Below are 11,974 nucleotides of genomic sequence, written 5' to 3'. Positions count from 1 at the left end.
GTCCCCATGCGGCATCGTGCCTGCATCCGCATCGCGCGTTCGAAGGGCGGGAGCGATCTTGCCGGCACCGTGCGGCCATCTCGGCCGGGCCGTCCCGCATGATGGCATGCCGGTCATGTCAGTTCCCCGAAGTGCGTCACGGCCATGCGGGCATATAACATGACTTGAAATATCCAGTTAAAAATTGGCGGACTGACAGGGAAAACCGCGCCGCCTTTCCGCGCGGTGGGCCAAATGCCGAGAACAAACCGACCGGCGTTCCGACGGCGATCCCAGAGGCAGGGCAGAACGGCTTCACGCTCGCCTGCTCCGGGCCTCCCTCGACCGCCGCCGGAATGTCCATCCAAAGCGCCTCTTGCGTCAGAGGCTCCCTACAGGTTCCTCACCATGTGTAGGTCAGGCTCGCTGTGACCTTGCGCGGATCGCCGTAGAAGCAGGAGGTGTCGCCGTTGCAGGAGGCGACGTAGCGCTTGTCGGTGAGGTTGGCGACATTGACCTGGCCGCGCCAGTTGCCGCGCTCGTAGGACACGGCCGCGTCGAAGACGGTAAAGTCCGGCACCACCAGCGAATTGGCGAGGTTGGCGTAGGACTTGCCCGTCCAGCGCACGCCGCCGCCCAGGCCGAGCCCCTTCAGCCAGCCGCTCTGCACCTTGTAGTCCAGCCACAGCGAGGCGAACTCCTCGGGGATGGCCACCGGAGTCAGGCCCTGGTTGATGTCCGAGGTTTCCGTCACGTCGATATCGTAGGCGGTGTAGGAGGCGATGGCACTGAGGCCGTCGGTGAGCGCCAGGGTGCCTTCCAGTTCGATGCCGCGCGAGCGGATCTCCCCGACCTGGATCTGCGTGAAGGCCCGTCCCCCGGCGACGTCGTTGACGAGGACGTTGCCGCGCGTGAGATCAAAGAGCGAGGCGGTGACGAAGCTGTCGAAGCCCGTCGGCTGGTACTTGACGCCGACCTCGTACTGCTTCCCCTCGCCCTGCTCGAAGGGCAGTTGGGTATCGGGATCGACGCCGAGCACCGGTGTGACGAAGCGCGAATAGCTGACATAGGGCGCAATGCCGTTGTCGAAGACGTAGGCCGCCCCGGCCCGACCGCTGAAATAGGTGTCGGATGCCTCGGCATCGGCTCCGAGATTGCTGTCGAGCTGGGTCTCGATGATGTCGGCCCTGCCGTTCAGCGTCACGACGAGCTGGCCGAATCTGATCTGGTCCTGGGCGTAGAAGCCGGTCTGGGTCAGGGTCTGGGTGTTGTCGACGTAGATGTTGTCGATCGGCCCGATATTGATGCCGTAGACCGGATCGATGACGCTGAGCGGCGAATAGAGCGTGCTGGTGCCCTGCAGATCGTCGATCTCGTAGTAGCGGTAGTCAAGACCGACCAGCAACGTGTGGTCGAGCGGACCCGTCGCGAATGTCGATTCCAGCTGGGTGTCGACATTGAAGGAATCGGCATCCGGCGTGGTGCGGAAATGCAGTCGCGCAAGCTGGTCCGACGTGCCGCCGGCCAAGCCGTTCAGGCCCGACAAATCGTCCGCGTAGCCGAAGGGATAGACGTAGTCGTAGGTTGATTCCGTATGGGCGTAGCGCAGGTTCTGGCGAACCGTGAAGGCCTCGTTGAACCGGTGCTCGAACTCGTAGCCGATCATCGCCTGGTCGCGGGAATACTCGTCGACCGACGGATCGCTGGTGAAGAGTTCCCGGTCAATGCGGCCGAAGGAAGCCGGGCGGACCGTGCCCTCATAGGGCAGGAAGCCCGGCAGATTGTTGGAATCCTCAGACTGGTAGTAGCCGAGCACCGTCAGCGTCGTGTCCGCGTCCGGCGCCCAGGTCAGGGACGGCGCGACGACGCCTTTGAACTCCTCGGCGATATCGGCATAGGTGTCGCCGTCAAGAATTACCGAGTTCCAGCGATAGGAGAGCGAGCCGTCCTCGGTCAGCCTGCCGCCCATGTCGATGGCCGAATAAGCTTGGCCGTCGTCGTTGATACCGGCCGTCAGCGAGAATAGCGGCTCGATCACAGGCTTCTTGGAGACGAGGTTGACGAGCCCGCCCGGCGACGTGCCGCCGTAGAGGACCGAGGCCGGGCCCTTGAGGATCTCGACGCGGTCGAGCACGGCTGGATCGATACGCCAGCTGGCGAAGGCGGTGGAGAACAGCGACAGGCCGTCGAGGAAGAGACCGTCCTGTTCAGCGGCAAAACCGCGAATGGTGAACCAGTCCACCCGGTTGTTGGCACCGAATTGCTGCGACCGGATGCCCGAGGAATAGCGTGTCGCTTCATCGACCGTGTGCACGCCCTGGTCCTGAAGCTGTCCCTCACCGACCACCGAGACATTCTGCGGCGTCTCGAGCCGCGAAGCCACGCCCTTGACCGCGGTCGAGGCTCGGGTCGCGACATATCCGTCTTCGACCTCTGAGGCAGCCGCCCCGTTACCTGCGGGTGAACCGGCATCCGTGCCGACCGTTTCGCCGGCGACAACGACGGCATCGAGCGCGACGACATCATTTTCCTGCGCTTGCGCACCCTGGACCAGCAGCAGCCACGACAGGAGGCAAATGGCTCCCGCCGGGCCGCCGACCATGCGCCCGTCACCGTAAATCCCGCTCATCACAACCCCTTGCTCCAGATTCGAGAGCGGGATTATGTAATATGAATATGGGAGTCAAGTTATATGGTCGGGCACACCAGGTCAGGAGCCGCGCCCGCGTCGGATTGATTGGGCAGGTCGTGCTTCCCCCTTCGCGAAGACCGGCGATACCCGACGATTCCACCGGGACGTCTGGTGGAACAGGCGACCGCGGATTAGAACAAGCGTCGAAGACCGTGGCGCGAGCCTCTCGCATCGGCAGCGCCCTGAAGAGAACGCCGCCAGACGGCGTCACGCGTCCGCCCCGCGGGCTGGATACCAGGACCCCGGCTGGTGCGCATGGAACATGGCGGCGACGGCGATCGGATGGACGAAGTGAGCCAGCAGGCCGCGGCCGCGCCAGGGAAAGGCACCCTGCAGCCTCCCGACGGTCACGCGGTCGAGGCTCAGCAGCACATGCCCGCGCGCCAGCGCAAGATCATCCATATCGACATGGATGCCTTCTACGCCTCGGTGGAGCAGCGCGACGACCCGTCGCTGCGCGGCAGGCCCGTGGCCGTCGGCGGCTCGCGCGAGCGCGGCGTCGTCGCCGCGGCCAGCTACGAGGCCCGGGTCTTCGGCGTCCGCTCGGCCATGCCCTCGGTCACCGCGCGGCGTCGCTGCCCCGACCTCGTCTTCGTCAAGCCGCGCTTCGAGGTCTACAAGGCGATATCAGCCGAGATCCGGGCGATCTTCGCCGAGCACACGCCGATCATCGAGCCCTTGTCGCTGGACGAGGCCTATCTCGACGTCACCGAGAACCGCCTAGACATTCCCTCCGCGACGCTGATCGCGGAACGGATCCGCCAGCGCATCCGGGAGGTGACCGGACTGACCGCTTCGGCCGGCGTGTCCTACAACAAGTTCCTTGCCAAGCTCGCCTCCGACCACCGCAAACCCGATGGCCTCTTCGTGGTCACCCCGGCCATGGGCCCGCGCTTCGTGGAGGATCTTCCGGTCGGCCGTTTCCATGGCGTCGGCCCTGCGACCGCGGCCAAGATGCAGCGGTTCGGCATCCACACCGGGCGCGACCTTCGAGAGCGATCCCTGCCCTTCCTGCAGGAGCAGTTCGGCAAGGCCGGGCCCTATTACTATTTCATCTCGCGCGGCGTCGACGAGCGCCCCGTGCGCGCCAACCGCATCCGCAAATCGGTGGGCGCGGAGAACACCTTCGGCGCCGATCTCTTCGTGTTCGAGGAGATGCGCGCCGCGCTCCAGCCGATCCTTGACAAGGTCTGGCGCTATTGTGAGACCAGCGGCATCCGGGGCCGCACGGTCACGCTGAAGGTCAAGTTTGCCGATTTCCGGCAGATCACCCGCAGCCGGTCGTCGCTCCAGCCCGTCACCTCGCGCGGCGAGCTCGAACGCGTCGCCATCGCCCTCCTCGGCTCGGCGTTGCCATTCGACAAGGGCGTGCGCCTCCTCGGCGTCTCGCTGTCCTCGCTCGCCGGCCCGGAGACCGGCAGCGAAGAGCCAAGACAGTTCATCCTGCCCTTGTGATCGGCCCTTGAGGAAACCGCTCGGCGATATGGCACCCGGCCGGTGCCGATCTGACATGACCGGCGTCGCCGCTACCTGGCCGACAACAGGTTTCCGGCCGCCGCTTCCGGAATGTCCGCGTCGGAGACGTCTCGCGGCAGTTCCGCGATCTCGTTGCCGAGGCCGCCTTCGGCAGATGTTGCCTCGGCATCCGGCTCCGCCGCCGTCGCGGCAGGCACGTCCGATGCGGTGGTCGCGGCCTGTCCGGTGTCCGAATCCGGCTGCACCTGGTCCGGATGCACGAGCGGCACACCCTGCGGGAAGATGATCTCGCGCGCCTCGTCCGGCATCGAGATGCCGTTTTCGACGAGCACCCGCTTGATGAGCCGCAGCGCCGAGGACCGCACCTTGTGCGGTGACACGGTGCGCCCGTCGATCCAGAAATGCGCCTTCAGGTTCACGGTTGACGCTCCCAGCGCGTCGACCAGGACCATCGGCGGCGGCTCGTCCAGGATGGCGTCGTGGCGGCGCAGGACACCCGCGATGAGGTTCTGCGCCTCGCCGATCGAGGCGTCGTAGCCGATGCCGACCTCCGCGGTCACCCGACGCGCGGCGGCGGCGGTGTAGTTCACGATGGTGTTCTTGAACACCGTGGCGTTGGGGATCTGGACGTGGTTGCCGTCGATCGTCAGCAGAATGGTCGAGCGGGTGTTCATCGTCTGCACCACGCCTTCGTAGCCGGTCACGCCGATCAGGTCGCCCTGCCGGAACGGCCTGCGGACGCTGAGGATGAGGCTTGCGAGGAAGTTCTCGGCAATGTCGCGGAACGCGAACCCCAGGACGATGCCGATCACGCCAGCGCCACCGAGGAGCGAGACCGCGAGGCCGGTCAGCCCGGCGACCTGCAGCACCAGATAGACACCCACCAGGAGAACGGGAATCGCGATGGCCCGTGCGATGACGTCGCGCAGGAAGTCATGCTCGAGACGGGGCGCGAGCACCCGGCGCATCAGCGAGGCGATCGCGCTCGACAGCCACCAGGCGACCGGCAGGATCAGCAATGCGAGAGCGATCAGCGGCAGGGCGACGGCGATCCTGCGGGCGAGGCCCTCGGCCTCCGAGAGGGCGGGCGTGAGGTCCCAACTGACGGCCTCGCGCACCTCGATCCGGTTGACGACGGCGACCACGCCCTCGGTCCGGGCCGACAGATCGCGCGCCCAAGTCCGCTCCTCCTGCGAGCCGGCGATCCCGTCGAGGAACACGACACCCTCGTCGACCGCGACCTCCACGCCGCGATACCAGCCGGTCGCCTCGAGGATCCGGTCGATCCGCCTGCGGATCGCCTCGTCGCCCACCACCGGCTCGACCGCCACCGCCGTCTCGGGTGCGGCCATTTCGGGCTCGTCGGCGACCTGGGACATCGCGGGCGTGGACAAGAGGAGAAAGAGGGCAACCAGGGCCGCCCATCCGCGCCGGGACATCGTCGCTCCGCTCCAGCCGATTATTGACGTCACCATTGGGCCCCTGGTCCTTGCCGGAACACCCTGCCTGGGAAGGGTTCCATCAACGGGAATTCTCCTGAGCAATCAAGCCGCGACGCGCATCGTGCGCAGCGCGGGACCCGGGATCGCATCCGCCATGAACTGCGACGCGGTCGCTGTGATCGCCTCTTGAAACTGTAACACGACGACGGCGTCGTGGTTTACGCTTCCCTAACATCCGGCCGCTGGACTGACCGCAATACCCAACGAAGGAGCCGGGCAGCCAATCGATCGCAGAAGATCATAGAAGTGAACGAATTTGTCGTCTCGCAAAGCGTCAGGTGCCCGTCCTTTTTCCTTCTCGCCTGAACGATAGTCGACGGTTTCCAGATCGCCTCGGCCAAGCAGCGTCAGGAGCGTCACTGGGACACCATCGCCCAGGGCAAGTTCGACGAAACCTATGTCCAGGCCGTCTCCACCGTCGGAAAAGTCCATGCCCGCCTCGGCCTGGAGCCGCGCTGGTACATCGGTGGCTATGCGCTGATCCTGGAGAGTCTGATCGGCCAGATCGTCGAGAAGCGGTGGCCGTCACGGTTCTCACGCAAGGGATCCGAGCGCCTGTCCCGGGAGATCGCGGTGGTCACGAAGGCCGCCCTTCTGGACATGGATTACGCCATATCGGTCTATCTGGAGACGCTGGAAGCTGAGCGGAAGGCCGTCGAACAGGCCAAGGCCGAGGTCGAAACGCAGCAGAAGGCCGCCTTGAAGGCGTTCGCGGAAGCGTTCAAGCGCCTGCAGGACGGCGACCTGCGGAGCCGGGTCGACAGCCGGCTTCCCGGTGATTTCGGGGCCATGGCGGACGACTACAACAGCGCCGTCGGGCAGCTGGAGACGGCGATCGGCGAGGTGGCGACCTCCATCGGCTCGATCCGCACAGGTCTCGGCGAGATCAACACGGCGTCCAACGACCTGGCCCACCGCACCGAGCAGCAGGCGGCGAGCCTGGAGCAGACCGTCGCGGCGCTGGGCGAGGTGACCCAGGCCGTCAACGAGACCGCCGAGGGCGCCGGCAAGGCGCAGCTCGTCGCCTCGGGGGCCCGCGAAAAGGCCCGGAAGGGCGGCGAGATCGTCGGCAAGGCGGTCACCGCCATGGGCCAGATCGAGCAGTCGTCCGAGAAGATCAACTCGATCATCTCGGTGATCGACGAAATCGCCTTCCAGACCAACCTCCTGGCACTCAACGCCGGCGTCGAGGCGGCACGGGCCGGCGAGGCGGGCAAGGGCTTTGCGGTGGTGGCGCAGGAAGTGCGCGGTCTCGCCCAGCGTTCCGCGGAAGCGGCCAAGGAGATCAAGACCCTGATCGCCACCTCGCGCGAGCAGGTCGGCACCGGCGTGGAACTGGTGACCGCGTCCGGCAAGTCGCTGGAGGAGATCGTCACCGAGGTCAGCGCCATGGCCGAGGTCATCTCGACCATCGCCGCATCGGCCCGGGAACAGGCGACGAGCCTGCGGGAGGTCTCCGGCGCGGCCGACCAGATGGACAAGGTCACCCAGCAGAACGCCGCGATGGTCGAGGAAGCCACGGCTGCCAGCCAGACGCTTTCGAACGAGACCGACGAACTGGCCCACGCGATGGCCAGGTTCCGGATTGATGGCCGCGATACCGGCCGGAGCGCGCAGCCGGCGCGTCGTGTGGCCGCGCCGGTCCCCCAGCTTCGCACCACCGGCTCCGGGGGCGCCGCGCGCGCTCCCAAGGCCTGGGAAGACAGCTGGGAAGAGTTCTGACGACGGTATGCCGGTCTTTCGCGGCTCACGAACCCGCCGGCCATCAGGCCGGCGGGGTTCGCCGCAAGGTGCGGCTATCTCGGCTGGGGCGGCTGCGAGGTCCCTTCGGCCGGCTTGCTGAGCCTTGTCCCGCCATCTGCGGAGTGGGACACGCGGGTTCGCTCGACATTCGCCACGCGTCGACGTCGAGGAAAGCGGCGCTAGCCTTCTCATCACGTGCAGATCTGCATGACCCTTGCGCGGCCGAAACCGGCTGCATCACCACAGGGAGTTCTGAATGGACGAGGCTCTGAGCCAGGCGCTGCACTGGACGACTCGCGGCATTGAGGTTGCAGGCATCCTCGTGATCGTCATCGGGACGATCGGCGCCACCATCACCTTCCTGAGGCAACGATTCGGCGGTGACAGGTCCGACGCGTTCCACACGTTCCGCTCGAGCCTCGGGCGTTCCATTCTCCTCGGGCTCGAATTCCTGGTCGCGGCGGACATCATCAATACCGTCGCCATCGAGCCGACGCTGGACAGTCTCGCCGTCCTCGCGGGCATCGTTCTGGTCCGGACCTTCCTCAGCTTCGCCCTGGAGGTGGAGATCGAGGGGCGATGGCCCTGGCAGAAGGGCCAGCCGGCAAGCCAGGAAAAGTGACCGGAGCGGCGCGCCAGGCCGCATTCATCCAGGTTTGACGCGGTCCGTACCGCCGTTCAACGGCTTGTCTGCTGACCGGCGTCAGGCACCTGGCGTGGCCGAGATCTGCCAGCGGTTTTCGAGAAAGATTCTGCGCACGCCGTCCGCCGAAGCACGGAGCGTCTGGCCCCCGGACGCATCCATGCGGCGCCCGGTGCGTTCGCCCTACAACCGGAAAAGGAAGGCACATCATGAATTACACCCGCTTCGGCGCGATGATCGCCACCTCAACCGTCGTCATGTTCGGTCTGATGTATCTCAACACCTACGCCCTGGATCACGTCTTCTACAGCCAGACGCGGACCTGGATGGCGGTCTACATGGGCGCCGTGATGGCCATCGTCATGCTCGGCTTCATGTGGTCCATGTACAAGAACAGAGCCGCCAACATCGGCATTCTGGTCGGTGCTGCGATTATCTTCGCGGCTTCGCTGTTTCTCGTGCGCAGCCAGGAGACGGTCGGCGACGTCGCCTACATGAAGGCGATGATCCCGCACCACTCGATCGCGATCCTGACCAGCAGGCGGGCCGAGATCAGCGATCCCCGCGTGCGCGAGCTTGCCGACGAGATCATCGCCGCGCAGGTGCGCGAGATCGACGAGATGAAGCAGCTGATCGCGGATCTCGAAGCGAACCCCCCGGCCGAGGATGCGCCGGTCCTGCCGGCACGTCCGGCGACCGCCGCAGCCGCGCAGTAGCGGCGGAGCAGTTGGCCGACGACATTTGGTAAGGAGCGGCGATAGGCACGCCGTAGCAGAACAGTCTCCCTTGGCTAGCGCTGGGGAAGTTTGATAGTCTGTTACAGGTCCTCATCAATGGGGTACGCGTGACCGATGGCGCCGCTTCGCCGTCTCGCAGCCATCCTGTCCCTGGATGTCGAAGGCTATTCGAGTCTCGTCGAGGCTGACGAGGCGGCGGCCCTCGGGGCGGTGGCGCGCGCCTATCGCACCCTTGTCCTGCCCACGATCGGCGATTTCGGCGGCGAGGTATTCAAGACCAACGGCGACGGGCTGCTGATGGAATTCGCCAGCGCCGTCAACGCGGTGAAATGGGCCGCACGGTTCCAGCGGTCCCTTCTGGCAGACCACCCGGACGACGAACAGCCGCTCTCGGTGCGGATCGGGGTCGTCATCGGCGATGTCGTGGTCACCGAGACCGACCGTTTCGGCGAGGGCATCATCCTGGCCACGCGCGTCCAGGAACTCGCTCCGGCGGGCGGCGTGGCGATCTCGCGCGGCGTATTCGAGTATCTGCGCGGCAAGACCAATCTGTATTTCACCGATATCGGCCCCTGCAGGGTGAAGGGGTTTTCCGAGCAGGAGCGCATCTGGATCTGGACGCCGAAGGTCGTCAGCGCCAGCCGGGGGCGTACCATCGCGGTGCCCGACCCCAGGACCCAGCCCTCGGTGGCGGTCATGCCGTTCGAAAATCTCAGCGGGGATGTCGACCGGGCCAATTTCATCGACGGGATGGTGGAGGAGGTCACGGCCAGCCTGTCGCGGGTTCGCGAATTCCTCGTCATCGCCCGCCAGTCTGCCGCCGCTTACCGCGACACGCCGCTCGGCACGCGCGAGATCGCCGCCGAGCTCGGGGTTCGCTACATCCTGCAGGGCAGCGTCCGGTTCTCGAATGCGCGCATGCGCGTCTCGCTGCATCTGGTCGACGGCGAGACCGCGCTGCAGATCTGGAGCGAGCGGATCGACGCGAAGATCGACGATCTCTTTGCCGTCCAGGACCATATCGCCGAGATCGTCTCGGGCGCCCTGCATCCGACCATCCGCCAGGCGGAGGTCGAGCGCGCCCGCCGCAAGCCGCCGGACAACCTTCTCGCCTACGATCTGGTGATGCGGGCGCTGCCGCATCTGTGGGCCCATCGCCACGAGGAGAACGAGCGCGCCATCGTGCTGATCGACGAGGCGCTGGCGCTCGAGCCGGATTATGGTCGGGCCGCGGCGATCGGCGCCTGGGCCCATGCCCAGCACATCGCCTACAATTGGGTCACCACCATCGCCGAGCAGCGGGCCCGCGGGCGCACCCTCCTGGAGCGCACGCTGGGACGGATCGACGACGATCCGCTCGCCCTCACCGCGTCGGCCACGGCCACGATGCTCATCGAGGCGGACATCGAACGGGCGAACACGCTGATCGACCGGGCGCTGGATCTCGACGTCAACCACGCCTGGCATGGACGCGGCGCGGCTTTGCCCGGGTCTATTCCGGCCAGCCCGACGACGCCTTCGCCTGTTTCGAACGCTCGCTGCGGCTCTCGCCGCTGGACCCCTTCGCCTTCAATTCGTTCATCGGCATCGGCCTGGCCCATTTCGCATCCGGCCAGCCCGAGGAGGCGGCCCGCTGGACACGGCGAGCCCTGGCTGAAAAGCCCGGAATGGCGTGGCCGCACCGCGACCTTGCCGCGTTTCTGGGAGCCCATGGGCGTGTCGCGGAGGCCGGCGAGGCGTTGGCCACCTTCATGTCGACGCGTCCCGGCACAACGATGACGACGGTCCACGACGCGCTCCGCTTCATGAACCGCGAGCTTCTCGACCGCTATTGCGCCGGGCTCTCCGCGGCGGGGCTGGAGGATACCAGCAATCTCGGGCTCCGGGTGGCGACGTGATCTGCCCGCTGCCGGCGCAAGCGTCGGCGAACCCCCGCCGCATTCGATCGGCTACCTTCAGGCCGCGATCGCCGCTGGTCCCACTTCCCCCACGCCGCGGAACAGCGCATTCACGAGGTCGGTCTGGGTCACGAGACCGACGAGGCGGCCGGAGACATTTGTGACAGGCGTGTGGTGGAGGCCGGCATCGCCCATCAACGGCACGAGATCGGCAATGGGCGTGTCCACCGAGGCCCGATAGGGAACCCCCGCCATGATCTGCCGGACCGGGCTGCGCATCGAAAGCCCGGTTGCCAGACCGTTCCGAAGGCGCCCCTTCGGACCCAGTGAAGGCCGGCCGACGCCGCGGCCAACGGCGCCGACGAAATCCTCGGGCCGCAGCATGCCGACGACGATCCCCGCGCCGTCGGTCACCGGCAGCACCCGAAGCTCTCGCGCCTGCATGATCTGCCATGCCGTCGCGATCCTCTCGTGGGGCGAGACCGTGATGACGTGACGGGACATGACGTTGCCGCAGAAGAGGCCGGCGGAGCGACGCCGGAACGCTTCTTCCTCGGCGGAGCGGAGCAAGGTCAGAAGGTCTTCGGCACCGACGTCGATCACCTCGTTCTGCTCGCGCAGCACGGCCCGCAGATCGTCCAGGGTGAAGCCGATTGGTCCCGGGGTGGCTTGTCCGTCGTCGCATGACGCGACGCGGGCTGGCGTGTCGGCAGATGGGGATAGCGATGCCCGGTGAGATTGTTGAAGGCGATTGCCACCAGGAGCAGAAGGAGCGAGTTGAGCCCGACGGGGACGATGGCGAAGCCATAGCCCAGCGCGTCGACGGCAGGGCCCGACAGCACCGTCGTGACGGCCACCGCGCCGCCCGGCGGATGCAGGCAGCGCAGCAGGAACATCGTCGCGACAGCCAGGCAGACGGCGACGGACATGGCGATGAGCGGATCGGAAATCCACATCCGGCACGTGATCCCGATCAGCGCAGCCGAAACGTTGCCCCCCAGGATCGACCAGGGTTGGGAGAGCGGGCCGGACGGGACCGCAAAGAGCAGCACGGCCGAGGCTCCCATGGGCGCCACGAGAAGCGGAACGGACGCGTCGGCCCCCAGCACCAGATGGGTCACGAGTCCCGTCAGCGCGATTCCAACGAGGGCTCCGACGCTCGCACGAAGCTGCTCGGCGCGGCTGACCGGCCCGAGCTGCGGCAGCAAGCGGCGAAGATGGGCAAGCAATGACATGGAATGGAGCATGATGCCGGATTGATAAGCAGATTCGAAGCCGCCTCGCCTATCATCAAGCCTGGCCGG

General features: G+C 66.5%; 11 protein-coding genes. 6 read left to right on the top strand and 5 right to left on the bottom strand.

The features are described 5' to 3' along the window. Positions 1-382: 382 nt before the first annotated feature. Positions 383-2,608, bottom strand: a complete 2,226-nt coding sequence (locus tag VQ042_RS09665) for a TonB-dependent siderophore receptor (protein ID WP_331818586.1) — start codon at positions 2,606-2,608, stop codon at positions 383-385. Positions 2,609-3,043: 435 nt separating this feature from the next. Here VQ042_RS09665 and dinB point away from each other — a divergent pair, with 435 nt between their 5' ends. Next, complete coding sequence (gene dinB, locus VQ042_RS09660) at positions 3,044-4,126, top strand: DNA polymerase IV (RefSeq protein ID WP_331818665.1); 1,083 nt, start codon at positions 3,044-3,046, stop codon at positions 4,124-4,126. Between the two features lie 71 nt (positions 4,127-4,197). Here the strand turns inward: dinB and VQ042_RS09655 are convergent, their stop codons facing one another. Continuing rightward, on the bottom strand, positions 4,198-5,586 hold the full coding sequence (locus VQ042_RS09655; RefSeq protein ID WP_331818584.1) for a mechanosensitive ion channel family protein: 1,389 nt from the start codon (positions 5,584-5,586) through the stop codon (positions 4,198-4,200). Positions 5,587-5,817: 231 nt separating this feature from the next. Next, positions 5,818-6,081 carry a hypothetical protein gene (locus tag VQ042_RS09650; protein WP_331818582.1) on the bottom strand — a complete coding sequence of 88 codons (264 nt, stop codon included), beginning with the start codon at positions 6,079-6,081 and terminating at the stop codon, positions 5,818-5,820. Between VQ042_RS09650 and VQ042_RS09645 the strand changes: the two genes are divergently transcribed. The 5 genes from VQ042_RS09645 (at position 5,977) to VQ042_RS09625 (ending at position 10,670) form a co-directional block, all read left to right on the top strand. Beyond that, positions 5,977-7,371 carry a methyl-accepting chemotaxis protein gene (locus tag VQ042_RS09645; RefSeq protein WP_331818663.1) on the top strand — a complete coding sequence of 465 codons (1,395 nt, stop codon included), beginning with the start codon at positions 5,977-5,979 and terminating at the stop codon, positions 7,369-7,371. The two genes, VQ042_RS09650 and VQ042_RS09645, sit on opposite strands and share 105 nt — an antisense overlap. Before the next feature lie 277 nt (positions 7,372-7,648). Further along, positions 7,649-8,014, top strand: coding sequence for a DUF1622 domain-containing protein (locus tag VQ042_RS09640; protein ID WP_331818580.1), 366 nt, complete (start codon positions 7,649-7,651; stop codon positions 8,012-8,014). 230 nt (positions 8,015-8,244) lie between these two features. After that, the gene (locus tag VQ042_RS09635) at positions 8,245-8,751 is read left to right on the top strand and encodes a DUF305 domain-containing protein (protein WP_331818578.1); all 507 of its coding nucleotides are present in this window, start codon (positions 8,245-8,247) and stop codon (positions 8,749-8,751) included. A 135-nt stretch (positions 8,752-8,886) separates the two neighbouring features. Continuing rightward, positions 8,887-10,551: an adenylate/guanylate cyclase domain-containing protein gene (locus VQ042_RS09630; RefSeq protein WP_331818576.1), complete on the top strand. Its 1,665-nt coding sequence runs from the start codon at positions 8,887-8,889 to the stop codon at positions 10,549-10,551. Further along, positions 10,548-10,670 (top strand): hypothetical protein, encoded by a 123-nt coding sequence (locus VQ042_RS09625; RefSeq protein ID WP_331818574.1) that lies wholly within the window; start codon positions 10,548-10,550, stop codon positions 10,668-10,670. The genes VQ042_RS09630 and VQ042_RS09625 overlap by 4 nt, the downstream gene beginning before the upstream one ends. Before the next feature lie 57 nt (positions 10,671-10,727). On the opposite strand, the gene VQ042_RS09620 is transcribed toward VQ042_RS09625, so the two are convergent. Further along, positions 10,728-11,294, bottom strand: a complete 567-nt coding sequence (locus tag VQ042_RS09620; protein WP_331818572.1) for a CBS domain-containing protein — start codon at positions 11,292-11,294, stop codon at positions 10,728-10,730. Next, entirely contained in the window at positions 11,270-11,917 is a 648-nt protein-coding gene (locus VQ042_RS09615; protein WP_331818570.1) for an HPP family protein, read from the bottom strand. Before VQ042_RS09615 ends, VQ042_RS09620 begins: the two co-directional genes overlap by 25 nt. Between the last annotated feature and the right edge of the window lie 57 nt (positions 11,918-11,974).

The sequence above is a fragment of the Aurantimonas sp. A2-1-M11 genome, from assembly GCF_036549475.1.
In the GTDB taxonomy this organism is placed as follows: Bacteria; Pseudomonadota; Alphaproteobacteria; order Rhizobiales; family Rhizobiaceae; genus Aurantimonas.
The sequence above is the reverse complement of the archived record's forward strand: the minus strand, read 5'-3'. Positions and strand labels throughout refer to the sequence as shown.